Raw genomic sequence first — 25,527 nt, 5'->3', positions numbered from 1 at the left:
CCCCGCCGGGCGAAAGCCGGGCGGGGTGTAGTGTCAGTTGCGGACCGAGGGGCCCTCGACCGAGAGGCCGTTGCCGCGCGAGGCGACATAGAGCTCCAGCGCCACGAATTCCGGGCTGCCCGGTGCGAAGGTCTCGGCGCGAGTGTCGCGCACGCAGCCCTTGAAGCGGTCATGCACCGCGTTGAGCGCGCCGTTCTTGAGCCGGTAGGTCGGGAAGCCATTGATCTGGCCCTGGCTCAGATGGTCGGCCCGGATCATGTTGTCGTAATTGTCCTCGTGGCAATTCGCGCAGGCGAGCTCGAGCTGGCCGTAGCGGGTGTAGTAGATCTCCTTGCCCTTCTCCCAGGTCTCCTGGGCCGGGCCGTCGATGGCCACGTCCACCGGCATGCCGCGCGAGACCGAGGAGATCAGCGCGACCATCTCGGTCATCCGGTCACCGGTATAGTCCCAAGGCTCCGCCCCGGCGCGCTCGGTGACGCATTCGTTGACCTGCATCTCGAGCGTCTGCACCTCGCCCTTGGCCTCGTCCCACTTGGGATAGACGGCGCGGACGCCTTCGAGCGCCTCCGGGCTGTCATGGCACGACGCGCAGGACTGGCCGTCGGCGCCCATGGCGGTTTCGAAATCGGCGCGGGCATTGTCGACGCCGATCATGCCGGGGTTCTCGAAATCATCCATCTGCAGCGCCTGCGTCTCGGGCGAGCGGTATTCCCAGCCCGAGACGACCTCGCTCATGTATTCCATGTGCTCGGGCGCGGGCGCCCGGGTCACGATCTCGATCTCGTCGTTGATGACGAGGTTCGCCTCCTGCGCCGTCGCGGCGGGGGCAAGGGCGGCCGACCCGGCCAGCCCGAGCGCCGTCCATGCGGCGCCGGTCCTCAGCATCTGTCTCATCAAGGTCTCCTCCCTTGCCCCGTGCGCCCCGATCCCGTCAGGCGACGGCGATCTCCTTGGTGTCCTCGTAGGTCGACCCGTCATCGTCGATCCAGGTGAAGGTGAAGGTGCCGCTCTCGGGCACCTTGGCCTGGAATTCGAAATAGGGGTTGGTCGAGATCGCGGGCTCCATCGCCACGTCGATCACCGTCTCGCCGTTGAAAGTGCAGGTGAAGCGGTTGATGATCGAGCGCGGGATGAGGTTGCCCTCCTTGTCCTTGCGCTGACCCGATTCCATCGGGTGGCTGATCAGGGTCTTGATGGTGATGACCTCTCCGGCGGCGGCTTCCTTGGGGACGCGGACGCGGGGGGTGACGTTCTCTGCCATGTCTCTTGCTCCTTGTCCCGAACTCAGCCGCCGCAGCCGCCGATGGTCACCTTCACCTCCTGCGCCGCGCGCGCGAAGCTGCCGTCTGACATCTTGGCGATGGCGACGACCTCCTGCGTGCCGGCGAGGCGGATCCGGGTCGAGGCCATCTGCGCGCCCGCGAGCGGGCCGAAATGGAACACGCCCACATCGGGGTTCGGGTTGCCGGTGGCCAGCAGGATGATCGACTCGGCGCCGGGGGCGTCGACCTCGACCGGCACCGTGTTGCCGTTCTCGGCGATCTCGGGCGCGGTGAGCGTCAGCCCCTCGCCGGTGATCTCGGCGCCGCCGGTGAAGTTGGCGATCAGCTCCTCGGTGGGCGTGGCCAGCGCCATGCGCCCGCCCAGCATCACCGAGAGCCCGCTGCCGGCCATGATGGCCAGCGTCTGTCTGCGTGAAAAGCTCATCTCTCTCCTCTCCTGCCGCACGATCACTCCTCGTGCAGCGTCATAAGATAGGCGACCACGTCCTCGATCTGCTGCGCGGTGAGCAGCGGCGGCAGCGGCTCCTCGCCGGCCTTGCCGGTGAAGCCGTCGCCGGGGCGGATAAAGCCCGTGGTCTTGTAGAAGGCGGGCATGATCGTGCCCGGAAAAGTCATCTTGGCGTTGGCGACGATCCCGCGCAGATCCGCCTCGGTCCAACGGTCGGCAGCGCCGTCGAGCGGCGGTCCGACCTCACCGTGGAACGGTACCTCCTCGAGCGCGCCGACCGCATGGCAGGCGACGCAGTTGCCAAGACCGCGATCGGCCATGACCTCGGCCCCGGCTTTCGGATCGCCGGGGGTGCCGGTCAGGGAGGTCTCGATGGCGCCGTATTCGCCAAAGGCCACCTCCTGCGGCGCGACCTCGGCCTGCGCGGCCACGCCCGTGAGCGCGAGCGCCACGGCAAGGGTGATTTGTCGCGACATGTGTCCTCCCTGCGGCATTTTGTCCTCCGAAGTCACGTTACCCCGGACCGTACGTTCCAATCAACATCATATTTAATTTCTTGAATACGGTCGGGCGCAGCCCGGCTCTCGCGGCTATTCGCCTTGGTTTCCAAGCATCCGCGCGTGGTATTTCTGGAACGACTCCTCGCCCGCATAGCCGCGCTCGAGCACCCAGCTCAGCAGGTTTTCGGTGGTCGCGGGACCGAAGGCGCCGGGCATCACCGCCACCGCCGACTCGGCCGCCGTGCTGCCGGACGGTACCTCTTCGGGCAGGAACATCATGGTCGGCGTGAACAGCAGCCCCCAGCGCGAGACCATCTCCTTCTCGGGCAGGGTGGTGCCGTCGAAATCGGTCACATCGAGATCGCCGAACATGTTGAGCTGCACGACGAAGTAGTCCTCCTCGAGCCTCTGCTCGATCTCCGGCAGGACGAAGATCTCCTCGTGCATCTTGCGGCAATAGATGCAGCCGCGCTGCTCGACGAGGAGCATCAGCCGCTGTCCGGCCGCGTTCGCCTCGGCCAGGTCCTCGCGCAGGTCGAGAAAGGTCTGGCGCATCCAGGGCGCCTTGTGCAGCCCGTCATCGCCCATCTCCGCCGCCGCTGGCAGCGCGGAGAGGAGAAGAAGGGCGAATGCGTGTCTGAGACGGATCATGGCAGGCTCCTGTCATCCATAGCGGCTGAAGATGGCGAATTCGTCGAGCATCCACTGCGCGATCAGGTTCACCGAGTCGGTGGCGATCAGCAGCCCGAAGGCCACGAGCAGCGCGCCGGTCAGCTTCTCGACCGTACCGAGATGCCGCCTGAAGCGGCGCATCAGGCGGGTGAAGGGGGCGACGAAGACCGCCGCGAGCAGAAAGGGCAGGGTCATGCCGATCCCGTAGGCCAGCAGCAGCCATGCGCCCTCAGCGGCGGTCTGCAGGCTGCCGGCGGTGAACAGGATCACGCCGAGCACCGGGCCCACGCAGGGCGTCCAGCCGAAGGCGAAGGCCAGCCCCATGACAAAGGCCCCCGCGAGGCCGATGTCGCCCGCGGGTCCGGCGGCGCCGTCGAGGCGGAACTGCCGATAGAGCAGGCCGATCGGCAGGAGGCCGAGGAAGTGCAGCCCCATCAGCACGATGATTCCGGCCGCGATCCAGCGCAGCAGGTCGAACCATTCGCGCAGGAACTGCCCGGCGAAGGATGCCGAGGCACCTAGCGCCACGAAGACGGTGATGATCCCGGCGGAGAACAACGCCGTGAAGAGCAATGTGCGGCCGCGCCCGGGCTCGGTGCCAGCCGTTTCGGCCTGTCGCGCACCGGTGCCGGCGAGATAGCCGAGATAGAACGGCACCATCGGCAGGATGCAGGGAGACAGGAAGGACAGCAGCCCCGCCAGCACGGCGCCGCCCAGCGTGACCTCGAACATGCCGCCTCCGATTGCCTAAATCATATTGCAATACTATTATGCGAAGGCATCGGTCAGTCAATTGAACCCTGAACCGGCCCCGATCGAGGATCCGCATGCCGCGCGTCGCAGCCCTTTGCCTCGGCCTGTTCATGGCCTTCCCACCCGGCCTTGCCGCGGCGGCGCTCGAACTCGTCATGGTCGAGCAAGCGGGTTGCCCATGGTGCGCGCGCTGGAACGACGAGATCGGACCGATCTATCCCAAGACCGAAGAGGGCGAAGCCGCGCCGCTGCGCCGGATCGACATCGGCGAGCTGCCGGACGGGATGGAACTCGAGGGCAAGGTCGTCTTCACGCCGACCTTCCTGCTGGTCGAGGACGGGCGCGAGCTGGGCCGGATCGAGGGCTATCCGGGCGAGGACTTCTTCTGGGGTCTGCTGGCGCGGCTGCTCGGAGAGACGCCGGGCGCGACTTTGGTGCCTCAGGACCCGCCCGGATGATCGCATCGCATTGCGATAAAGGGCGCGAGCCCATAAATGATCCGCCTGACATCGGGCGGAGCCGCTTCGCCGAAACGGGGAGCGCAGCCATGACCCTGCCGAAGATTACCGACAACATGAGCGACGCCGACATGGACCTCATGATGCGCAACGCGCAGGAGGCCTCGGATTTTCTCAAGGCGCTGGGTCATGAAGGTCGGCTGATGATCCTGTGCCATCTCGTCACTGGCGAGAAGTCGGTGACCGAGCTCGAACAGTTGCTCTCGGCGCGGCAGGCTGCCGTCTCGCAGCAGCTCGCACGGCTCAGGCTCGAGGGGCTCGTGACGCCGCGGCGCGAGGGCAAGACGATCTACTACAGCTTGACCGACGACCGGCCGCGCCGGATCATGGAACTCGTCTACGAGCTGTTCTGTCGCTCGGGCTGACAGGCGCGCCGGGGAGGGCGCGCGGGGAGGATCACGATATGCTGGATTGGCTCGACGAGCCGACCGTCGCGGCGCTCATCGGCATGGGCAGCGGCGCGGTGCTGGGCGCGGCCGCGCGGCTGGGCCGCTTCTGCACGCTCGGCGCCATCGAGGACGCGCTCTACGGCGACAGCCTCTCGAGGCTCAGGATGTGGGGCATCGCGATCGGCATCGCGGTCATCGCCGCCTTCGGCCTGATCGGGGCGGGGCTGTTCGACCCGATGGACAGCTTCTATCTCGCGCAGGGCTGGAGCCTGCCCGGCGCGATCCTCGGTGGGCTGGCCTTCGGCTACGGCATGGCGCTGGCGGGCAATTGCGGCTACGGCGCGCTGGCCCGGCTGGGCGGTGGCGACATGCGCTCCTTCGTGATCGTGCTGGCCATGGGCCTCGCGGCCTACGCGACGCTTTCCGGCCCGCTCTCCGGCCTCCGGGTCGCGCTTTTCGCGCCAGGCGGTGAACCGACGCCGAGCATCGGCTACTGGATGGCACAGGCGACGGGCCTGCCGCTCTGGGCTTGCGGCCTGTTCGCCGGTCTGGCCATCCTCGCCCTGTCACTGCGTGGCGGCGAAGCGCTGGGCCGGGGCGTGATCCTCTGCGGCGCCTCGGTCGGCTTGGCCGTCGCGATGGGATGGGCGGGCACGGCCTGGCTGTTCAGGACCGGGTTCGACGCGCTGCCGGTGCTGTCCCACAGCTTCTCGGCCCCGCTCGGCGAAACCATGCTCTACACCATGACCTCGAGCGGCACGGCGCTGAGCTTCGGCGTCGGATCGGTGGTCGGCGTGCTGGCGGGCGCCTTCGCGGGCAGCCTCTGGAAGGGGCATTTCCGTTGGGAAGCCTGCGAGGACCCGCGCGAACTCAAGCGCCAGATCCTCGGTGCAGGGCTGATGGGCTGGGGCGCGGTGACGGCAGCAGGCTGCAGCATCGGTCAGGGCATCACTGCCTTTTCGGTTCTGGCGATCAGCGCCCCGGTGACGCTGGCCGCGATCGCACTGGGGGCCGCGATCGGGCTGCGGCAGCTGATCGACGGATTTGCCATGGCCGAGTGAACCCCTCGACGCTCCGACGCTTCGCATGCAATGATGCGAATGTATTGATCGGGGAGGGACGATGAGGATCACGAGACGCAACATGTTGCGCGGCACGGCGGGCCTGGGTGCCTCGCTTGCCTTCGGTCGGGTCTGGGCCGCGACGGAGATGGATCTCGGCGATCTGCGGATCACCACGCTGAGCGACGGGTATCTGCAACTCCCGGAGAGCTTCCTGATCGGCGATCTGCCGGGGGACGAAGCGCGCGCGATTCTCGACGCGGCCGGCGTCGCGGCAGGGGGCTACGAGCCGCCCTGCAACGTGACGCTGCTGCGTTCGGGCGAGGACGTGGTGCTGTTCGACGCGGGGGCGGGGCCTGGCTTCATGGACAGCACGGGGCGCCTGCCGGATGCGCTCGCAGCTCTCGGCCTGTCGCCCGAGAACGTCACCCATGTTGTCTTCACCCATGGCCACCCGGATCATCTCTGGGGCGCGATCGACGATTTCGACGAACCCCTCTTCGCCAATGCGCGGCATCTCATGGGGCGGGTCGAGCGTGACTACTGGATCGACCCGGAAACGCCGGAGACGATCGGCGCCGAACGGCAGAGCTTCGCCGCCGGCGCCGCGCGGCGGATCGAGCTTCTTCAGGACATGCTGGAGACGTTCGAGGAAGGGGACGAGGTACTGCCCGGTGTTCTGGCACGGGCCAGCTTCGGCCATACGCCGGGACACATGTCCTTCGAGATTGGCGGTGGGCGGGCGCTGATCGCCGGTGACGCGATTGGCAACGCGCATCTGGCCTTCGCCCGCCCCGACTGGCCGATGCCCGCCGATCAGGATCCGGAACTGGCTGCCCGGACCCGTTTGGCCTTGCTGCAGGAGCTGGCCGAGCGCGGGGTGCCGCTGATTGGCTTCCACCTTCCGGACGGGGGCGTGGGCAGGGTGACGAAGGGTGACGAGGGCTATTCCTTTGTTCCGGAGGTGTAGCCGCGGGAGGCGTCGGCGATGCGATGATCGGTCCTCGACGAAATAGGGCGGCTTCCATAGGCCCGCGATGGACCAGCTGCATCTGCGCCCGCACCCGGAGCATCCATCCGTCGAGATGGATATCCGCGCGCGCTGGGCAGGTCGGAGCGCTCCGACCTGCCCCTTAGGAAGCCGGTCCACTTCAAGGATCGTCTTCGAAGCCCTCACCGATCTGCACCAATAGAGCGGGCGCCCTTGGTGCAGACGGTTCCTGGAAAGCCTTGGGCGTTCAGACGCCGGTCATCTCCGATGTGACCTCGATCGGCCGGCCCTCGCGGAAGGACAGGTTCGCGGCTTCGGCCAGCGCCAGCGCGTTCACCCCGTCCTGCACCGTGGCGGGCACCGGTTTGCCGTCGACGCAGGCATCGACGAAGGCCCGCCATTCGATCGCGTAGGCGCGCATGTAGCGCTCGAGGAAGAAGAAGACCGGCTTGGCCGAGACGGTGCCGGCGGCGGTTGATTTGACCACCGTGTTCTCGACCTCGTTGCGCGCCTCGAGTGTGCCCTCGGAGCCCAGCAGCTCGACCCGCTGGTCGTAGCCGTAAGGCGCGCGGCGCGAGTTGCGGATCGTGGCGATACGGCCGTCGGCATAGGTCAGCACCACGACGGCGGTGTCGATATCGCCGGCCGCCCCGATCTCGGGGTCCACAAGGCAGGACCCGTGCGCCATCACCGTCTTGGGCATGCCGAAGAGAAAGGCGCAGATGTCGAAGTCGTGGATCATCATGTCGCGGTAGAGCCCGCCAGAAACCTCGATGTAGCTCACCGGCGGCGGGGCGGGATCGTAGGAGGTCACGGCCAGAAGTTCACCCTTGCCGACCTCGCCGGCGTCGAGCGCGGCCTTCACGGCGGCGAAGTTCGGGTCGAAGCGGCGGTTGAAGCCCATCATCATCGGCTTGTCATGCGTCTTGGCGATGCGCCCGATCTCGAGCGCGCGCTTCAGGTCGAGATCGATCGGCTTCTCGCAGAAGACTGCCTTGCCCGCCTTGGCGCCCGCCTCGATCAGGTCGGCATGGGTGTTGGTTGACGAGGCGATCAGGATCGCATCGATGCTCGGGTCTGCGAGGATCTCTTCGGGGCTGCGCACCGCGATGCCGTGTTCCTGCGCGAGAGCCTGCGCCGCCTCGGTCATCACGTCGGTGACGGCGACCAGCTCGGAGCGGGGATCCGTCTTGATCGAGGCGGCGTGGACCTTGCCGATACGGCCGGCGCCGAAGAGTGCGACTTTCATGGGGAGTACCTTCTGGAATCGGGGTCAGGGCATGACGCGACGGCCCCGCCGGGCCGAGACGTCCATTCCATAATTCACCGCTTCCGCGACAAATTCATCGGTAAAATCGGGACGGATCGGCATGCAGAATGCGATGGTGCGTCGGAGCATGGCAGCGCGCGGTGGTTCGGGGCCACTACGCGGCCCACGGACGGATACGGACGGAGAGACGAGATGACCCTTTTGCGCAAACCCTTCGGCACCCGTGGAGAGGTGCACCGGATCACCCCGGAGAGCGCGGGCTGGCGATATGTCGGCTTTGCGCTGCACCGGCTGCGCCCGGGCGACCGGGTGGCCGACGTCACCGGCAATCGCGAGGTGATCCTCGTCATGGTCGAGGGCAAGGCCCGTCTGACCGGCGCCGGTCGGGAATGGGGCGAGCTGGGCGACCGCATGGATGTGTTCGAAAAGACCCCGCCGCATTGCCTCTATTTGCCGAATGGCAGCGAATGGCAGGCCGAGGCCACGACCGACTGTACAATTGCGGTCTGCTCGGCACCTGGCAGGGGCGGTCACGAAGCGCGCCGCATCGGCCCCGACGGCATCACACTCACCGAACGCGGCAAGGGCACCAACACCCGCCACATCAACAACATCGCGATGGAGAACGAGGACTACGCCGATAGCCTGCTGGTCACCGAGGTCTTCACCCCTGCGGGCCACTGGTCGTCCTATCCTTCGCATCGCCACGACGAGGACGACTTCCCGCGCATCACCTATCTCGAAGAGACCTACTACCATCGCCTCAACCCCGCCTCGGGCTTTGGCGTGCAGCGGGTCTACACCGATGATGGCAGCCTCGACGAAACCATGGCGGTGAAGGACCACGACGTGGTGCTCGTGCCGCGCGGCCACCATCCCTGCGGCGCGCCCTACGGCTTCGAGATGTATTACCTCAACGTCATGGCCGGTCCGCGCCGCAACTGGCGCTTCGTGCCCGCGCCGGAGGTCGAGTGGATCATGAAGCGGGACAGCTGACAGGCCTGCCCAGAGATGACGCACAACGCGGGTGGTGCCGAGTTCTGATGTGAGATTGCCTACGCTAGCGGGCCCTGCGGCGTCAGCGTCGGAGGGACAACCGGTCGAACCTACGCGCCGCTAATTACTCCGCCTCGCCCGGAGTGAACAGGATTTCGCAGCGGACGCCGTCGGGCCGGTAGTCGAAATCCACCTGGGCGGAGAGGTCGGATTTGACCACGGAATTGATCATCTTGCTGCCGAAGCCCCGGCGGGTCGGCGGGGTGACGGGGGGGCCGTCCTTTTCCTGCCAGACAAAGCGGACCTGGCCCGCTTCGTCCTGCTCATACCCGACCGAGACATGCCCTCCGGGCTGAGAGAGCGCGCCGTATTTCAGAGCGTTCGTCGCGAGTTCATGAAACGCCATCGACAGGCTCGTCGCCTGATGCGGCGGCAGGACGACGCTCGGCCCCGTGATGCGGAAACGCTCGCGGCCGCCCGCCTCCTCCGCGGTGAAGGCGAGCAGGTCTCGCAGATCCGCGCCCTTCTGATCTTCCGACGCCAGCGCGTCATGCGCACGCGAAAGCGCATGCAGGCGGGCGATGAAGCCGTGGCACACCTCGGCGGGCAGGGTCTGCCGGGCAATGCCCGAGACCACCGCGAGCGTGTTCTTCACCCGATGCTTCATTTCGCCCAGCGCCATCTGAAGGCGACGCTCCGCCCGCTTGCGCTTGGAGATGTCGCGCAGCACGACGGAATAGTGCCGCGTCGCCGGGAGGGGTTCCTGTTCGTCTATCGGGGCCACCGTGATCTCGAAGTGATGGCCCTGCGAAGAGGTGGTCTCGAAGGTGGCTTCCTCGGCCGCCCTGCAGACCTCCACGGCGTCATCGAACCAGTTCGGCTGCTCGTCGAAACGAACGGCCTCCTGGACTGGGTGCCCCAGAACGGATTCGAGAGATTGGCCGAGGAGCCGTTCCGCGCCCGCGTTCCAACTGCTGATGCAGCCGGACTGATCGACACTCAGTATGGCGTTCGGGGAGGTGCGTACGATCGCGGCCAGTTCCTCGGCCTTGCGCCGGGCGCTGCGAAGTTCGTCCTCGTAGATCCGACGCTCGCGGGCATCGAAGATGGTGTAGTCGAAGCGGACGGGATCGCCGGCCGTATCGTAGCGGGTGACCCCGCTGAGCAGCACCGGCAGCGGTGCGCCGTCCCTGACCTTGAGGGAGCAGGAGATCTCGCGCGCGAAACCCTGCAAGCGCATCATCGGGGCCAAGTGCGTCTCGTAATAGAGCTGGCCAGGCAGGGTCATCAATTCCGGCAGCCGGGAGGGGCGGTCTGCCGGCGCCGCCGGCAGTCCGAGCCACCGGCTCAGGGTCTCGTTGACATAGCGCAGCCGCCCGTTCGGATCGGTGACGACCATCCCGCAAGGCGCGTCCTCGACCATTTCGGCGAGGGTCTGGAGTCGCTCGTCACCGGCGTCCTTCGCCATCAAATATCCTCGAGAAACTCACGTATCGCGGCGGTCACCTCCGAAGGGACGGTCATGTGCGGGGTGTGGCCGGTCGCGTCCAACACCTTCAGGGTCGCGCCCGGCACGTTCTCGCGCATCCAGTCGGCGACCTGCATCGGCACCAGCGCGTCGTTGCTGCAGTGGATGATCAGCGCCGGCCGGGCGGCGTGCTCGAATTCCGATCGGCGATCGGCAAAGAAGGTGACCCGCCCGAAATGCTGGGCGATGGCGGGATCGGTGCGGCAAAAGCTCTGCGTCAGCTCTTCCGCAGCCGGCTCGCCGGCCGGCTGGCCCGCGATGGTCGGCGCCATCTGGGCCGACCAGCCGAGATGGTTCTCGTCGAGAAAGCTTATCAGCTCGCCCAGATCCGCGGCGGAGAACCCGCCGTGATAGCCATGCGCCTGATCCTCAAGGAAAGAGGGGGTGGGGGAGACGAACACGAGCCGCGACACCCGCTCGGGCGCTTGGTTGGCGGCGAGGAGCGCGATCGTCGCGCCGATCGAATGGCCGACGATCACAGCATCCCGGAGATCGAGCTCGCTCAGGATCGAAAGCAGGTCCTCGGCATGTGCCTCGAGATCGGCATAGCGCCTCATGTCATAGGCCGAGAGATCCGAGCGGCCCATTCCGGTCAGGTCGTAGGTCACGACCCGCATCTCCGCCTCGAAAGACGGGGCAACCTGGCGCCACATCGACTGATCGCAGCCGAACCCATGAACGAAGACGATGGGCCGTCCCTGGGGCTGGCCGGAAACGACGACTTGGTTGCGCTCGACGATCATGCCGGTCCCTTTCCGCGGTATCGGTTCTTCGGCTCTCCTTCGTGCCTACCGCATGAGGTGGGATTGCGCCACTGGACGAATGAGAAGTGGCCTGTCCCGAATGTCGCAACGACCTGTTTTCAACCGGAGATGCCAAGCGTGGCCGGTTCGATGAGCTTGGGTTGTCGGGAGCGTTCGACCGGCGCCGGTGGGCTGACAGGCGCGCCGCCCTAGGTGAATTGCATGGACCTGACGAATCTTCTGGGAGATGCCTCTTCCGACCTCACGGCCCTGCAGGTCGGCCTGCGGGCGGTACTGGTGTTCCTCTTCGCGGTCGCGCTTTTCCGGCTGCTGCCGCGCAAGTCGCTGGCCGATACGTCGGTCATCGACCTGGTGCTGACCTTGCTCATCGGTTCGAGCCTGAGCCGGGCCCTGACCGGCAACGCGGCGATCGGTCCGACCTTCGTGGCCTGCATCGTGCTGGCCGCGCTCTGGATCGGCATGGGCATGCTGGCGATGAGGAGCGAATGGGCGTCGCGGCTGCTCAAGGGCCGGCCGCTCGAGATCATCCGTGACGGCAAGGTGGACGAGGCGGCCCTGCGCCGCGCGCATATGGGGCGGCGCGATCTCGAGCAGAAGATCCGCGGGCAGGGATATCGACGGGTGGAGGACGTGCCGCTGGCCTATATCGAACGCAACGGCTCGGTCTCCGTGGTATCGCGGGAGTGACGCGGTACTGAGGGCCAACCGATAGTCAGACCTACGAACTTCGAGACCGCAGTCCAGCCTGTATTAGAAACATGACCGAAGGATCGGTCGGACCTGGCGGTATCGGTCATCGGGCCATTCCATTTCACTTGTTGATTGCGGGGCGGAAGCCAATCCTACCTGCGGGACGAATAAGTGCAGCGCAGGCTCAGGCTTGTTTTTTCTGTTTTGACCGAAGTTAAGTTCGGGCGCAGGAATTGTGCAGTTTCATTCTCGGAGCGAGGGCAGCCGGCACGTTTCGAAATCGAATGCCCCATCGCGCGAATAGGCGCGTTTCTACCGAAAATGAGTCTGCTGACAAAACAGGTGACCTGACCTGTTCGACCCTACGAACCGGCCAGAGCAGACGGCCGCGTCCGCTCCGCGAGCGCGCCGATCGGGAAAGGATTGCGCGCTGCGGTCGGCTGCGCCGGCAGGCAGGGAGGAGCCTGCCGCGCGGGTCCGGCAGAGGCGAGACGACATTCACGAGATCTACGGGAGGAGATCTGATGCCCATGAAACCACCACTGACCGAGCTGCCGATCCGGGTCGCGGACTCCGGCTTCTACCGCGGATTTGCCAAGGACGTGGCGGTCACCGCAAAGGTGATCGTCGGTGCCCTCATTTTGTGGGCCATCGCCTTTCCCGAGCACGCCGCCGCCATTCTCGGGGCGTTCAACGCCTTCATCCTCGCCAGCTTCAACTACTGGTACGTCTACGTGACGGCCTTCTTCTTCCTGCTTTGCGTCGGGCTGGCGCTGCTGCCGGCATCCGGACGCCTGAAGCTCGGGCGCGAGGGCGATCGGCCGGAATTCTCCAACTTCTCGTGGTTCTCGATGATGTTCGGCGCCGGCATCGGGGTCGGTATGCTGACCTTCGCCACCGCCGAGCCGATGTATCACTTTGCCAAGAACCCCAGCACGATCATGGGACTCACCGAGGGCAGCACCGCCGGCAACGTGCGCGAGGCCTATGTCTGGTCCTTTACCCATTGGGGCATTGCCGCCTGGTCGGCCTATGCCATCGTCGGTCTGGCGCTGGCCTATTTCTGCTATCGTCGCGGCTTGCCGCTGACGATCCGCTCGGCGCTGACGCCGCTCTTCGGCCGGGCCATGTCCGGTCCGCTCGGCCACGCCGTCGACATCTTCGCGGTGGTCGCCACGGTGCTGGGCGTGTCGCAGACGCTGGGCTTCGGCTCCGAACAGTTCGTCTCCGGACTGTGGCGGATCGGGGCTGGCGACTGGCTCTACACGGTGGCCGCGGACGGCACCAAGTCGACCTCAGCCATGGGTATCGTCGTCTCGCTCGCGGTGATCATGGGGCTGTCGACGCTGTCAGCGCTCTCGGGCGTCGGCAAGGGCATCAAGTGGCTCTCCAACCTGAACATGGTGCTGAGCCTGTTCCTGCTGCTGTTCTTCGTGGCCTTGGGCTCGACCTGGTTCGGCCTGACGACGCTGTTCGTCGGCGTCTTCGACTACCTCGCATCGATGCCCGGCAACCTCTTCGCGGTCTGGGTGGAGGACGGCACCGAGACCGGCGATGCGCTGGCGGCCTGGCAAGGCGGTTGGACCATCTTCTACTGGGCCTGGTGGATCGCGTTCGCGCCTTTCGTCGGGCTGTTCCTGGCCCGTATCTCCAAGGGGCGCACAGTGCGTGAATTCGTCCTCGGCGCGATCATCATCCCGGCCTTCATGTGCTTCGTCTGGTTCGCCATCGTCGGCGGCACGGCGATCGACCTCGAGCTGTCGGGGGTGGCCCAGGGGGCGATCGCCGAAGCGGGGCAGGCGGATCAGCTCTTCGCCATGCTGGGCGTGATCCTGAACGGCCCGCTGGCTTATCTGCTGTCGATCGTGGTGGTGGTGCTGCTGCTGACCTTCCTCGTGACCACGGCCGACAGCGCGGTGCTGATCATCAACACCATCGCCGCGGCAGGTGACGAGGGCCCGAAATCGCGCCCCCACATCGTCTTCTGGGGCGCGGCGCTGGCACTGGTGGTGGGCGGCCTGATCATGGCCGGGGGCCTCGGCGCAATCCAGATGGCGATGGTGATCGGCGCACTGCCCTTCAGCCTCGTGATGGTGCTGATGGGGCTGGCGCTGATCAAGGCGATCTGGCGGGATTCGCTGCGGATGCGGCGGGGCCTTGTCGCTTCGGAGGTCGTGCTGACCGCCGCCGAATAGCGCGGTTTGAGAGGCCGGAACGGGGCCTCCCGCGCAAGCGGGGGGCCCTTTCGTTTGCGTGAGATGGCGCCTGCCGCGCCATGCGGAAAGTGAGCGCGGCACATCCTGGCATGTCGATAAATTTTCTGAGGCCTCAGAGCGAATTTATTTCCTTTGTTCGAATTGGGCTCATGGCGGATACCGATGCCAGAGAGGTTTTCCGAATTCGACGACACCCGACGCGGCCGCAACGCGGCCCGCGAAGGAGGAATTGCGGATTGTCTCAGGGATCAGAATTCCTCGGCGGGAGGTCGAAATGGAAGTCACCAACAAGTTGCCCCTGAACGGTGTCAGGGTCGTCGATTTCGGGCAGCAGATCGCCGGACCGGCGGTCGCGATGATCCTGGCCGATCTCGGCGCCACGGTCGTGCATATCGATCCGATCGACGGGCCGCTGTGGGATCACCCGGCCAATGCCGTGCTCAACCGCAACAAGCTCTGCCTGCGGCTCGACCTTCGGCAGGCGGAAGGCCTCGCACAGGCGCATGCGCTGATCGCCCGCGCCGACATCGTGATCGAGAGCGACCGCCCCGGCGCGATGAAGGCGGCCGGCATCGATTTCGCCGCGCTGCGCGCCGCGCGCCCCGAGCTGATCACTCTGTCGGTGCCTGGCTTTGCCAGCAATGACACGCTGCGGCGTGAATGGAAGGCCACCGAGGCGGTGATCGCTGCCACGGCCGGCGCCTTCACCGACATGGGCTTCAACCGCGTGCTGATGGGCCTCAATCCGAGCTTCTCGCCGCTGCCGCTGGGCTCGGCCTATGCCTCGACCTTGGCTGCCGGTTCGGTGGCGCTGGCGCTGCAGGCGCGCGAGCGCACCGGGCGCGGTGACAGCATCGAGGTACCGGTCGTCGCGGCGCTGATGGAGGGGCTGTCCTACAACTCCTACGTCATTGACGGGCTGCCCGAGCGCTACAAGACCATGCGCGAGACCGAGATCGAGCGCCGCCGCGCCGCGGGCATCCCGATGGATCTGAGCTACGAGGATCTGCAGGAGTATCTCGACCCGTTCTACCGCACCTATCTGTGCGCCGACGGCCGCTACTTCTACTGCGTCTGCCCCTCGCACCGGAACCACGCCAAGCGCGCGCTGGAAGCGATGGGTCTCTACGAGGAGCTGCTGGCGGAGGGCCTGCCCGAGGTCGAGGATCTGCACGCCCCGATCAGCGAGTGGAAGGGCGAGACCTCGATCGGGGTCTATCCGCTGCCGAAGAAGTGGGCCGACATCATCTCGGCCAAGATGAAGCGCGTCTTTCTCACCAAGACCTCGGAGGAATGGGGCCGGATCTTCGGCGAGGGCAAGATCCCCGGCGCGCCCCACCGCACTACCCAGGAATGGGTGAACATGGAGCATACCAACACCGCCAAGCTGATCGTCGAGGTCGAGGATCCGCAATACGGGCTGATGAAGCAGCCCGGCCCGGTGGTCTGGATGGAGGATTGCGCGCATCTGATGGTGACCCCGCGCCCGCGCCGCGAGGTCGGCTTCGACGAGGCGCTGGCCGAGCTGGCCGCGGTGGAGGCAGCGGAGACGATCACCCGTCCGACCGGTGATGCGATCGCCCCCGAGGGCTCGGGCGGCTGGCTCGACGGGGTGCGGGTGCTCGACCTCACCAACGTCATCGCCGGCCCGCATTCGACCGCCTTCCTCGCCCGTTTCGGCGCCGAGGTAATCAAGCTCGACCCGGTGAAGCCGCTCTATGATCCTCTGATCGGCACGCTGTTCACCTTCCAGACCGGCATGGGCAAACGCAGCGCGCTGGCCGACATGACCACGCCGGAAGGGCGCGAAATCTTCAACCGCTTGGTGCGCTCGGTCGATGTCGTGGTGATCAACGCCGCCGAGCGACAGCTCGCCGGGCTGGGCCTCGATCACGCGGCGCTGCAGGCGCTGCACCCCGGCGTGCTGTTCTGCCGGCTCGATTGCCTCGGCGGCCCCCTGCCGGGACCCAAGAGCAACTACATCGGCTATGACGACATCATCCAGGCCCATAGCGGTATCATGAGCCGCTTCGGCGGGGTCGACACGCCCGAGGAGCACGCCCATCTCGGCACGCTCGATGTGAACTGCGGCTTTGCCGCCGGGCTCAGCGTGGCGGTGGCGCTCTACCGCAAGCAGCGGACCGGCGCCGTGTCGCGGTCGCGGACCTCGCTCTCGGCGGTCACTAACCTCGCGCAGATCCCCTTCGCCTTCGACTACGAGGGGCGCGCGCCCTTCGACGAGCCCTCGGGCCGCGGCGTGCTCGGCAATGGCGTGATGTCGCGCTTCTACGAGACCGCGGAGGGCTGGCTCTTCCTAGATTCGCATTTCGACGAGGTGCCGCTGCTCGATCAGGTGCCCGGCCTCGAAGGCATCGCCGGCACCAACGATATCGGCGCCTTCCTGTCCGAGGCCTTCCGCACGGCGCCTGCCGCCGACTGGGCCGAACGCCTGCGTGCGGCCGACATCGCGGCCGCCGAGCCGATGTCGATCGAGAAGCTGCGCGAGATGCATGCCCGCGATGCCGACGATCGGGTCGGGACGGATCTTGGCAGCTTTGCCTTCACGATCCACCGCGATCACCCGAGCGGACACACCGTCACCCAGATCGACCACTACGCGATCCGGCCCGAGAATTCGCGGATCCGCGCGATCTCGCTCCCCGAGCGCTGGGGACATTCGACCCGCGAAGTGCTGGGCAGCATCGGCTACGAGGAGCCCGAGATCGCCCGGTTGATCGAGACCAACGTGGCGAGCCTCGGCTGGAGCCGGGAGTTCCTGCCGAGCTGAGCCTGCCCGAGGGTTTCATCCGCGACTGCGGCGGCCCGGACCGGTCAACGGTCCGGGCCTTGCCATCTGCCGGGGCGGCGGTTGCGGGTTGCGCTCGCAGCGCGCTTGGCCGAGCGTCTGGGCAGGGACGAGGGGAGGGGTGTCGAATTCATGGCACGCAAGAAGAACACGCCGCCACTGAACTGGCTGCGCTCCTTCGAAGCGGCCGCGCGTCTCATGAGCTTCACGCGCGCGGCTGCGGAGCTCAACATGACGCAGGCCGCGATCAGCCAGCAGATCAAAGGACTCGAAGCGCATCTCGGCGCCAGCCTGTTCAACCGGCTTCCGCGCAGTCTCGAGCTGACCGAGACCGGCAAGGCCTATCTGCCTGCCGTGCATGAGGCAATGGAGCGGCTCGCCGCCGCCACCAACGAGATCTTCGGCGAGGGACGCGGACGGTTGCTCACGGTTCGGGTCAATCTGGTGTTCTTCACCCGGTGGCTCGCGCCGCGGCTAGCGCGGTTTCGCGACCGGCACCCGGATATCGGCCTGCGCTTCAACAGCAACATCTGGCTGACCGAGCACGAAAAGGTCGCCGCCCAGCTCGACATCCGCTACGGCAAGGGCAACTGGCCAGGTCTCGACGCCGACCGGCTGACCTGGGACTCGCTCATGCCGGTCTGCAGCCCGGAACTGGCCCGGGGCGTCGCGGCGCAGAGCATGGACGAGGCGCTGACCGTCAACACCCTTTTGCACGTCATCGGATACGAGGAAGGCTGGGGCTACTGGCTCCGGCGTGCCGGTTTCACCCATCTCGACGCCTCGCACGGGATGCAGTTCGACACGCTGATCACCGCGCTCGAGATGGCCGAGCGCGGTCACGGGATCGCGCTGGGCCGGACCTCGCTGGTCGCAGGCGCTCTGGCCGAAGGCGGGCTCGTGGCACCATTCGATGTTGAGGCGCCGACCTCCGAGGCGTTCTATGTAGTCAGCGCCCGCGGCCAGTATCAGCCGCCGCAGGCGCGGGCCTTCCGCGACTGGCTGGTCGAGGAGGCCGCCGCCGGCTGAAGAACATGCCCTGCGGCGGCCCGGGCGTTCAGGCGTCTTCGAGGATCCAGCGCGCCGCCTTTTCGGCAATCATCATCGTGGGCGCGCTGGTATTGCCGCTGGTGATCTCGGGCATGACGCTGGCATCCACGACGCGCAGGGCGTCCACGCCCCGCACCCTGAGCCGCGAGTCGACCACCGCCATCGGATCGTCGGCGCGGCCCATCTTGGCGGTGCCGACCGGGTGGAAGATGGTGTTGGCGATGTCGCCGGCGAGCCGGGCCAGCTCCGCGTCGGTCTGGTATTGCGGGCCGGGCTTCCACTCCTCGGGCGCGTATTTCGCCATCGCGGGCTGCGACAGGATCTCGCGCACCTGCCGCAGGCTGGCGGCCGCGACCCGACGATCCTCCTCGGTGGCGAGGTAGTTCGGCGCGATCAGCGGCGCGTCCTCGCAGCGGGCCGAGCGGATCCGCACCGCGCCCCGGCTGGTGGGGTTGAGGTTGCACACGCTCGCGGTGATCGCCGGAAAGCCGTGCAGCGGCTCGCCGAAGGCGTCGAGGCTGAGCGGTTGCACGTGGTATTCAAGGTTGGGGTGCGCCCGCTCCGGCTCGGAGCGGGTGAAGGCGCCGAGTTGGCTGGGCGACATGCTCATCGGCCCGGAGCGCCTGAGCGCGTATTCGAGGCCGATCCGCGCCTTGCCGAACAGGCTGCCGGCCAGCGTGTTCAGCGTCTTCGCGCCCTTCACCTTGTAGACGGCGCGGATCTGCAGGTGGTCCTGCAGGTTCTCGCCGACGCCGGGCAGGTCTTGCCTCACCTCGATCCCGTGCGCTTTCGACTGCGCGGCCGGGCCGATGCCGGACAGCTGCAGGATCTGCGGCGAGCCGATCGCCCCGGCCGAGAGGATGACCTCGCGACTGGCCTGCACCGTCACCGTTTCGCCGCCGCGCCGCACCACTGCGCCGCTGCAGCGCGGCCGGCCGTCGGCGCCGGTCTCGAAGACGAGCCGTTCGACCTGCGCCTCGGTCCAGATCACGAGGTTGGCCCGTCCCTTCGCGGGGCGCAGGAAGGCCTTGGCCGCGTTCCAGCGCCAGCCGTTCTTCTGGTTCACGTCGAAATAGCCGACCCCGCCATTGTCGCCGGTGTTGAAATCGTCGCTGCGCGGTATGCCCGCCTGCGTGGCGGCGGTGGCGAAATCCTCGAGCACGTCCCAGCGCAGGCGCTGCTTCTCCACCCGCCATTCGCCGCCATGGCCGTGCAGGTCCGAGAAGCGACCGTTATGCCCGGTCGCCGGGTCGGCGCCGCCGTCGCGCCGGTAGTGATCCTCATGCGCCATGAAGTCTGGCAGCGCCTTGTCCCAGCTCCAGTCGTCATCGCCGGTAAGCCGGGCCCAGTTGTCGTAGTCCCGCGCCTGGCCGCGCATGTAGATCATGCCGTTGATCGAGGAGCAGCCGCCCAGCCCCTTGCCGCGCGGATAGCGCAAGGAGCGCCCGTTCAACCCGGCCTCGGGCGCGGTCTGGTAGAGCCAGTCGGTGCGCGGGTTGCCGATGCAGTAGAGATAGCCGACCGGGATATGGATCCAGGGATGGTTGTCGCGCTTGCCCGCCTCGAGCAGCAGCACGCGCCGCCCGGGGTCACGGCTGAGCCGGTTGGCGAGCAGACAACCGGCCGAGCCGGCGCCGACGACGATGTGGTCGAAACAGTCACGCGTCATTCGATTTCCCTCCCCTCGCCGAGGGCCGTCCGCTGCTCACTCCCAGCGCAGGCCGCCCATTCGGTTGCTGCATCAAGCGATGCGCCGCGCGGCCGGCAAAATCCAATGACTATTGGACCCGATCATTATAAGCCGGATTTATGAAGCCACTCGCCGATCTGCGGACCCTGCGGTCCTTCGTCACCGTGGCGCGCGAGGGCAATGTCTCCCGCGCGGCCGAGCGGCTGCACCTGACCCAGCCGGCCGTGAGCCTGCAGCTCAAACGGCTCGCCGAGGAGGCCGGGCTGGAACTGTTCCGCCGCACCGCCAAGGGCCTCGACCTGACGCCGGATGGCGAATTGCTGCTGAAGAAGGCCGAGCAGGTGCTGAAGGCGGTCGAGGAGTTGGGCCAGACCGCGCGCCGGATGACCGGCAGCGTGCGCGGCACGCTGCGGATCGGGACCATCATCGATCCTGACTTCATCCGGCTCGGAAGCTTTCTTGCGGGGCTGCTCGAGGCGGCGCCGGAGCTGCGGACCGAGCTGGTTCAGGGCATGAGCGGCGACGTGCCGGTGCGGCTCGACCGGGGCGAGATCGATGCCGGCTTCATGCTTGAGGATCCCGGGGCAGTGCAGGGGACGGCCTTTGGCGGATCGGCGCTCGCCACGGACCTGCTGTTCCGACCACTTACCAGCTTTGCCTACCGCATTCTGGCACCGGCCGGCTGGCAGCGCCGCACCGCCGGGCTGGATTGGGCCGGGCTGGCGCGACTGCCCTGGATCGGGACGCCGCCCCGTTCGATCCATTCGCGGCTGCTCGAGCGCCGGTTCGAGGAGGCCGGTGTCGTGCAGAACCGGGTCGCGCTCGTGGATCAGGAACCCTCGATGCTGGCCATGGTCCGCTCCGGCGTGGGGTTGAGCCTCTGCCGCGAGGCGATCGCCCTGCATGAGAACCAGGTCCGGGGGCTGACCATCGTCGGCGAACATCGCCTGCCGGCCACGCTCGGTTTCTCGATGGCAACGTCGCGCATGGAAGAGCCCAGCCTGGCCCTCGCCCTGCAGACGCTGGAACGGGTCTGGGCGTCGGAATTCTGACGGGCGGCGCGCCGTTTCTATAATCGGACGCACGCCGTGTTGGATTGGGCAGACACAGGGGCAGGCACTCCTATGGCCCCATGACGGGATGCATGGACCCCGCCCAGGTTTTCGCCTTCACTGCGCACAGGGAGAAGGAGAGGCATCCATGAATCTGGCGAAGCTCTGCGCAGCGCGCGCGGCCGAGGGGCGGCCCGTCACCGCCGGCCTGATCGGCGCGGGCAAGTTCGGCTCGATGTTCCTGGCGCAGGTGCCGCATGTCGAAGGGCTGCAGGTGGCGGCGATCGCCGATCTCGACCCCGAGCGCGCCCGCGCCGCCTGCCGCGAGGTCGGCTGGGACGAGGCGCGGATCGCGGCCACGCACTTCGTCACCGACGGGGCGGAACTGGCGGCGATGGACGGGGTCGAGGTGGTGATCGAGGCCACCGGCCATCCGCGCGCGGGCACCCGCCACGCGCAAGCGGCGATTGCGGCGGGGCGGCACGTGGTGATGGTCAATGTCGAGGCCGACGTGCTGGCCGGCCCCGTGCTGGCGCGCCGTGCCGCCGAGGCGGGCGTGGTCTACTCCATGGCCTTCGGCGACCAGCCGGCGCTGGTCTGCGAGATGGTGGATTGGGCGCGCTCGAACGGGTTTCGCGTGGTCGCGGCGGGAAAGGGGACGAAATACCTGCCCGCCTATCACGAGGTGACGCCGGACGCAGTCTGGGAGCATTACGGGCTGACGCCAGAGGCGGCGAAGGCGGCGGGGATGAACCCGCAAATGTTCAACTCCTTTCTCGACGGCACCAAGAGCGCGATCGAGGCGGCGGCGATCGCCAACGCCACCGGGCTTTCGGTGCCCGAAGAGGGGCTGGCCTTCCCGCCTTGCGGCGCGGATGATCTCGCCCGCGTGCTGCGGCCACGCGAGATCGGCGGGCAGCTGGAGAGGTCCGGCATGGTCGAGGTGGTTTCAAGCCTCGAACGCGATGGGCGGCCGGTGTTTCGGGATCTGCGCTGGGGCGTCTACGTGGTGATCGAGGCGCAGAGCGACTACGCAGCCGCCTGCTTCGCACAATACGGCCTGCCGACCGACGCGACCGGGCGCTATGCCGCGATGTACCGGCCGTTTCACATGATCGGCTTGGAACTCGCGACCTCGGTGCTGTCAGCGGCGCTCAGGGGCGAGGCCACGGGAGCGCCCCTAGGCTTTCACGCGACGGTCGCCGCCATCGCCAAGCGGGAACTCGGCCCCGGCGACCGGCTCGATGGCGAAGGCGGCTATACCGTCTGGGGTCGGGTCATGCCCGCCACCCGGGCGGCGCGCGACGAGGTGCTGCCGATCGGTCTGGCGCAGGGGATCACGCTGCGCCGCGCGGTGGCCAAGGGCACGGCCCTGCGCTTCGCGGATGTCGAGATCGGCGAGGACGAGGCCGTGCGGCTTTACCGCGACTGCCTCGCCATGGCGTAGGGCTAGAGCCCAGTCTCCGGCGGGTCTTGAGGCCATGTCGCCCCATGCTCGCCAACCGCCCCTGCGGGATCAGACCCCGAGCCGGTCGCGCAGCGCGTACCAGGTCATCGCCAGCGTCAGCAGCGGCGCGCGGAAGCGGCCGCCGCCCGGAAACGGGGGGACGGGCAGGGTGGCGAAGGTGTCGAAGCGGTCGGCCTGTCCGGCCACCGCCTCGGCCATCACCCGACCGGCCATGCCCGACAGCGCCACACCATGGCCGGAAAAGCCCGCGCCCGACAAGATGTTGGGACCGATGCGCTGCAGCGACGGCAGCCGCGACATGGTGATGCCCAGCGTTCCGCCCCAGACATTGTCGATGCGCACGTCCGCGAGCTGCGGAAACAGGCTCTCCATCCGGCCGCGCAGTGCGGAGGTGATGTCGGTCGGGAAGCCGATGGAGTAGCTTTCGCGCCCGCCGAAGAGGAAACGACGATCCTCGGTCATCCGGTAGTAATTCACCACGAAACGGGAATCGGCCACGGCGATGTCGCGGCTCAGCACTTCGCGCCAGCGCTCGCCCAAGGGCTCGGTCGCGGCGATGAAGCTGTTGATCGGCATCACCCGGGCCGCGACCTCGGGCATGATGCCGGGCAGGTAGCCATTGCCGGCAAGGATCACGTGATCGGCGGTCACCTTGGCATGTGGCGTGTGCAGCACCGCAGGGGTGCCCCGCTCCACCCGCGTCACCTCGGTCAGCTCGTGGATCGTGGCGCCCGCCTTTTCCGCCTCGCGGGCCAGCGCCCGGGCGTAGCGCAGCGGGTGAAGGTGGCCTGCGCCTTCGTCGATCAGCCCGCCGTGATAGGCCTCGGTCCTGACGATGTCGCGGATCTCGTCGCGCCCGAGCGGCCGGATCGCGTCATAGCCGTAGCGCTTCGACAGGTGCTCGGCCTCGGCCCGGTCGCCCGCCGCCTCCTTCTCGGAATAGGCGCCATGCACCACGCCGGGAAGGAACCGGGCCTCGGGCGCATGCGCGTCGCAGAAGTCGCGCAGCTGCCGCTTGGCCTCTTCGGCCAGATTCCAGAGCTGCCGCGCGGGGCCGGTGCCGAGCTTGTCCTCGAGCCATAGCTGCCCCTTGTTGAAACCCGATCCGACCTGGCCGCCATTGCGCCCCGAGGCGCCGAAGCCTGCGCGGTGGGCGTCGAGCACGACGACGTCGAGCCCGGCCCGCGCCGCCGTCAACGCGGCCCAGAGCCCGGTCAAGCCCGCGCCGACGATGGCGAGATCGCAGCGCCGGTCGGCGTCGAGCGGATCGCGGTCGGCTGCCGGCTCGGCCGAGGCCACGTACCAGCTGCGCGGCATCTGGCCGGGGCGGTCGTTACGGTAGAGCGGGTTCATACGTTGAGCAGCAGGTGTTGACGCTCCCAGGGGCTGATGACCTGCAGGAACTCGTTATATTCGGCCCGCTTGACGATCGAGTAGACGCGTACGAATTCCGGTCCCAGCACCTCGTGCAACTCCTTGGCCCCGTCGAACAGGTCGAGCGCCGCATAAAGCCCCTGCGGGATCTCGTCGGCGGCCTCGTAGGCGTCGCCGCGGAACCGCTTGTCGGGCCAGATCTCGTTCTTCATGCCCAGATACCCGCAGGCCAGCGAAGCGGCGATGCAGAGATAGGGGTTGCAGTCCATGCCCGCCAATCGGTTCTCGACCCGGCGCGCCTGCGGCGGCGAGATCGGCACGCGAATGCCGGTGGTGCGGTTGTCGCGGCCCCATTCGAGGTTGATCGGGGCGGCGTGGTCGCGCACGTAGCGGCGGAAGGAGTTCACATAGGGCGCGATCATCGCGATCACGCTCGGCATGTGCTCCTGCAACCCGCCGATGAAGTTGAAGAAGGCATCGGTCTCGCCGCCCTGCGGGCCGGTGAAGAGGTTGCGCCCCTTGGCGTCGATGATCGAGTGATGGACATGCATGGCCGAGCCCGGCTCGCCTTCGATCGGCTTGGCCATGAAGGTGGCGAAGCAGTCATGCTTGAGTGCGGCTTCGCGGATCAGCCGCTTGAAGTAGAACACCTCATCGGCGAGCTTGACCGGGTCGCCATGGCGCAGGTTGATCTCCAGCTGGCCGGCGCCGCCCTCTTGGGTGATGCCGTCGATCTCGAAGCCTTGGATCTCGGCATATTCGTAGATGTCGTCGATCACCGGGCCGTATTCGTCGACGGCGGTCATCGAGTAGGCCTGCCGCGCGGCGGCCGGGCGGCCGGTGCGGCCCATCATCGGTTCGATTGCCTTGGCCGGGTCGACGTTGCGGCCGACCAGGTAGAACTCCATCTCGGGCGCCACCACCGGGGTCCATCCCTCGGCCTTGTAGAGATCCACCACGCGTTTGAGCACGTTGCGCGGGGAGCAGCCCACCGGCCGGCCCTTCTGGTCGAAGGCGTCGTGGATCACCTGCAGCGTGCCGTCGGCGGCCCATGGGGCTGCGGTGGTGGTCGAGAGATCAGGTTTGAGGATCATGTCCGGCTCGACGAAGCCTTCCGGCCCCGCCGCTTCGCCCCAGTCACCGGTGATGGTCTGAAAGAAGATCGAGTTGGGCAGGTGGAAGAACTGCTGGCGCTCCCACTTGGCTGCGGGGACCGCCTTGCCGCGGGCGATGCCCGGCAGGTCGGCGATCACGCATTCCACCTCGTCGAGGCGATGCTGGTCGAGATAGAGGCGAGCGGCTTCCGGGATCTCGTCGAGCCAGCTCATGCAGCCCCCTTCAAAACACGCGCCATGCGGTCGGCCAGGATGTCGGCATCGACCGGCTTGTCGAGATTGGCGAGCGCGTAATCGATCTGGTCCTGCGGCACCACGCCGATGGCGCGGGTGGTGGCCAGCCCCTCGATGAAGCGCGACCCGAACTCGGGATGCGGCTGGATGGTGAAGACGTGATCCCCCCAGGCCAGCGCCGCATGCGCGCAGAAATCGTTGCTGGCGCAGACCCGCGCCCCTTCGGGCAGCGTCACCACCTGGTCCTGGTGCCAGGCGTTGAGCGCGATCTCGCGGCCTTCGAAATCATAGCTCTTGCGGCCCACCGACCAGCCGCCGGCGAATTTCTCCACCCGGCCGCCCAGTGCCTGGGCGATGATCTGGTGGCCGAAGCAGACGCCGACGAGCGGGATCCGCTGCGCGTGGATCTCGCGGATCAGCTCTTCGAGCGGGGCGATGAAGGGGTGATCCTCGTAGGCGCCATGCTTCGAGCCGGTGATCAACCAGCCGTCGCAGGCGTTGGCGCCCCCCGGGAATTCCATCGCCTCGACGTCGAAGCGACGAAAGGCGAAGCCGTGCCCCCCGAGGAGCCGCTCGAACAGGTCCGAATAGTCGCCGAGTTCCGGGCGCAGCGCGTCTGGCGCGTGGCCGGTCTCAAGAATGCCGATCTGCATGAAGCA

Annotated in this window: 24 protein-coding genes; 11 read left to right on the top strand and 13 right to left on the bottom strand. The window is 67.3% G+C overall.

All coding sequences use genetic code 11. From position 1 onward, the window contains the following. Positions 1-33: 33 nt before the first annotated feature. From soxA to T8T21_RS08940, 6 genes are all read right to left on the bottom strand, one after another. Positions 34-894: a sulfur oxidation c-type cytochrome SoxA gene (soxA, locus tag T8T21_RS08965; protein ID WP_322335340.1), complete on the bottom strand. Its 861-nt coding sequence runs from the start codon at positions 892-894 to the stop codon at positions 34-36. Positions 895-931: 37 nt separating this feature from the next. Further along, positions 932-1,261: a thiosulfate oxidation carrier complex protein SoxZ gene (gene soxZ / locus T8T21_RS08960; RefSeq protein ID WP_085897779.1), complete on the bottom strand. Its 330-nt coding sequence runs from the start codon at positions 1,259-1,261 to the stop codon at positions 932-934. A gap of 23 nt (positions 1,262-1,284) precedes the next feature. Next, positions 1,285-1,707, bottom strand: a complete 423-nt coding sequence (gene soxY, locus T8T21_RS08955; RefSeq protein WP_183475183.1) for a thiosulfate oxidation carrier protein SoxY — start codon at positions 1,705-1,707, stop codon at positions 1,285-1,287. Positions 1,708-1,730: 23 nt separating this feature from the next. Further along, the gene (gene soxX, locus T8T21_RS08950; RefSeq protein ID WP_322335339.1) at positions 1,731-2,207 is read right to left on the bottom strand and encodes a sulfur oxidation c-type cytochrome SoxX; all 477 of its coding nucleotides are present in this window, start codon (positions 2,205-2,207) and stop codon (positions 1,731-1,733) included. A gap of 114 nt (positions 2,208-2,321) precedes the next feature. Continuing rightward, positions 2,322-2,882: a thioredoxin family protein gene (locus tag T8T21_RS08945; protein WP_183475181.1), complete on the bottom strand. Its 561-nt coding sequence runs from the start codon at positions 2,880-2,882 to the stop codon at positions 2,322-2,324. 12 nt (positions 2,883-2,894) lie between these two features. Beyond that, a complete protein-coding gene (locus T8T21_RS08940) occupies positions 2,895-3,635 on the bottom strand; it encodes a cytochrome c biogenesis CcdA family protein (RefSeq protein ID WP_322335338.1) in 741 nt (246 codons plus the stop codon). 95 nt (positions 3,636-3,730) lie between these two features. Here T8T21_RS08940 and T8T21_RS08935 point away from each other — a divergent pair, with 95 nt between their 5' ends. The 4 genes from T8T21_RS08935 to T8T21_RS08920 all read left to right on the top strand — a co-directional run bounded on the left by T8T21_RS08935 (position 3,731) and on the right by T8T21_RS08920 (position 6,594). Next, a complete protein-coding gene (locus T8T21_RS08935; protein ID WP_322335337.1) occupies positions 3,731-4,114 on the top strand; it encodes a thioredoxin family protein in 384 nt (127 codons plus the stop codon). 89 nt (positions 4,115-4,203) lie between these two features. Beyond that, entirely contained in the window at positions 4,204-4,539 is a 336-nt protein-coding gene (locus T8T21_RS08930; RefSeq protein WP_183475178.1) for an ArsR/SmtB family transcription factor, read from the top strand. 38 nt (positions 4,540-4,577) lie between these two features. Next, positions 4,578-5,624, top strand: a complete 1,047-nt coding sequence (locus T8T21_RS08925) for a YeeE/YedE family protein (RefSeq protein ID WP_322335336.1) — start codon at positions 4,578-4,580, stop codon at positions 5,622-5,624. 61 nt (positions 5,625-5,685) lie between these two features. Next, a complete protein-coding gene (locus tag T8T21_RS08920; RefSeq protein WP_322335335.1) occupies positions 5,686-6,594 on the top strand; it encodes an MBL fold metallo-hydrolase in 909 nt (302 codons plus the stop codon). A 268-nt stretch (positions 6,595-6,862) separates the two neighbouring features. Here T8T21_RS08920 and iolG read toward each other — a convergent pair whose 3' ends face one another. Next, positions 6,863-7,864: an inositol 2-dehydrogenase gene (gene iolG, locus T8T21_RS08915; protein WP_322335334.1), complete on the bottom strand. Its 1,002-nt coding sequence runs from the start codon at positions 7,862-7,864 to the stop codon at positions 6,863-6,865. A 213-nt stretch (positions 7,865-8,077) separates the two neighbouring features. Here iolG and iolB point away from each other — a divergent pair, with 213 nt between their 5' ends. Then, positions 8,078-8,881 carry a 5-deoxy-glucuronate isomerase gene (iolB, locus tag T8T21_RS08910; protein WP_322335333.1) on the top strand — a complete coding sequence of 268 codons (804 nt, stop codon included), beginning with the start codon at positions 8,078-8,080 and terminating at the stop codon, positions 8,879-8,881. A 124-nt stretch (positions 8,882-9,005) separates the two neighbouring features. On the opposite strand, the gene T8T21_RS08905 is transcribed toward iolB, so the two are convergent. Next, on the bottom strand, positions 9,006-10,349 hold the full coding sequence (locus T8T21_RS08905; protein WP_322335332.1) for a sensor histidine kinase: 1,344 nt from the start codon (positions 10,347-10,349) through the stop codon (positions 9,006-9,008). Continuing rightward, positions 10,349-11,152 (bottom strand): alpha/beta fold hydrolase, encoded by an 804-nt coding sequence (locus T8T21_RS08900; RefSeq protein ID WP_322335331.1) that lies wholly within the window; start codon positions 11,150-11,152, stop codon positions 10,349-10,351. Before T8T21_RS08900 ends, T8T21_RS08905 begins: the two co-directional genes overlap by 1 nt. Positions 11,153-11,374: 222 nt before the next feature. Between T8T21_RS08900 and T8T21_RS08895 the strand changes: the two genes are divergently transcribed. The 4 genes from T8T21_RS08895 to gcvA all read left to right on the top strand — a co-directional run bounded on the left by T8T21_RS08895 (position 11,375) and on the right by gcvA (position 17,914). Further along, positions 11,375-11,860, top strand: coding sequence for a DUF421 domain-containing protein (locus T8T21_RS08895; RefSeq protein WP_322335330.1), 486 nt, complete (start codon positions 11,375-11,377; stop codon positions 11,858-11,860). A gap of 527 nt (positions 11,861-12,387) precedes the next feature. Continuing rightward, complete coding sequence (locus T8T21_RS08890; protein WP_322335329.1) at positions 12,388-14,058, top strand: BCCT family transporter; 1,671 nt, start codon at positions 12,388-12,390, stop codon at positions 14,056-14,058. Positions 14,059-14,353: 295 nt separating this feature from the next. Continuing rightward, positions 14,354-16,867: a CoA transferase gene (locus tag T8T21_RS08885; RefSeq protein WP_322335328.1), complete on the top strand. Its 2,514-nt coding sequence runs from the start codon at positions 14,354-14,356 to the stop codon at positions 16,865-16,867. 150 nt (positions 16,868-17,017) lie between these two features. After that, on the top strand, positions 17,018-17,914 hold the full coding sequence (gene gcvA / locus T8T21_RS08880) for a transcriptional regulator GcvA (RefSeq protein ID WP_322335327.1): 897 nt from the start codon (positions 17,018-17,020) through the stop codon (positions 17,912-17,914). Positions 17,915-17,942: 28 nt separating this feature from the next. On the opposite strand, the gene T8T21_RS08875 is transcribed toward gcvA, so the two are convergent. Continuing rightward, on the bottom strand, positions 17,943-19,604 hold the full coding sequence (locus tag T8T21_RS08875; protein WP_322335326.1) for a GMC family oxidoreductase: 1,662 nt from the start codon (positions 19,602-19,604) through the stop codon (positions 17,943-17,945). Between the two features lie 140 nt (positions 19,605-19,744). On the opposite strand from T8T21_RS08875, the gene T8T21_RS08870 reads away from it, so the two are divergent. Both T8T21_RS08870 and T8T21_RS08865 read left to right on the top strand, forming a co-directional pair. After that, entirely contained in the window at positions 19,745-20,677 is a 933-nt protein-coding gene (locus tag T8T21_RS08870; RefSeq protein ID WP_322335325.1) for a LysR family transcriptional regulator, read from the top strand. Positions 20,678-20,825: 148 nt separating this feature from the next. Then, positions 20,826-22,124, top strand: a complete 1,299-nt coding sequence (locus T8T21_RS08865) for an NAD(P)H-dependent oxidoreductase (RefSeq protein WP_322335324.1) — start codon at positions 20,826-20,828, stop codon at positions 22,122-22,124. A gap of 69 nt (positions 22,125-22,193) precedes the next feature. On the opposite strand, the gene T8T21_RS08860 is transcribed toward T8T21_RS08865, so the two are convergent. From T8T21_RS08860 to T8T21_RS08850, 3 genes are read right to left on the bottom strand one after another with little or no spacing between them, the layout of a single operon-like run. Further along, positions 22,194-23,498, bottom strand: a complete 1,305-nt coding sequence (locus tag T8T21_RS08860) for an NAD(P)/FAD-dependent oxidoreductase (RefSeq protein WP_322335323.1) — start codon at positions 23,496-23,498, stop codon at positions 22,194-22,196. Beyond that, complete coding sequence (locus T8T21_RS08855; RefSeq protein WP_183475132.1) at positions 23,495-24,847, bottom strand: glutamine synthetase family protein; 1,353 nt, start codon at positions 24,845-24,847, stop codon at positions 23,495-23,497. Before T8T21_RS08855 ends, T8T21_RS08860 begins: the two co-directional genes overlap by 4 nt. Beyond that, positions 24,844-25,521 carry a type 1 glutamine amidotransferase gene (locus tag T8T21_RS08850; RefSeq protein ID WP_322335322.1) on the bottom strand — a complete coding sequence of 226 codons (678 nt, stop codon included), beginning with the start codon at positions 25,519-25,521 and terminating at the stop codon, positions 24,844-24,846. The genes T8T21_RS08855 and T8T21_RS08850 overlap by 4 nt, the downstream gene beginning before the upstream one ends. Positions 25,522-25,527: the final 6 nt, after the last annotated feature.

Origin of the sequence: Limimaricola variabilis (assembly GCF_034371605.1) — a bacterium.
Taxonomy (GTDB): domain Bacteria; phylum Pseudomonadota; class Alphaproteobacteria; order Rhodobacterales; family Rhodobacteraceae; genus Limimaricola; species Limimaricola variabilis.
This window is presented reverse-complemented; position numbering and strand designations above follow the sequence as displayed.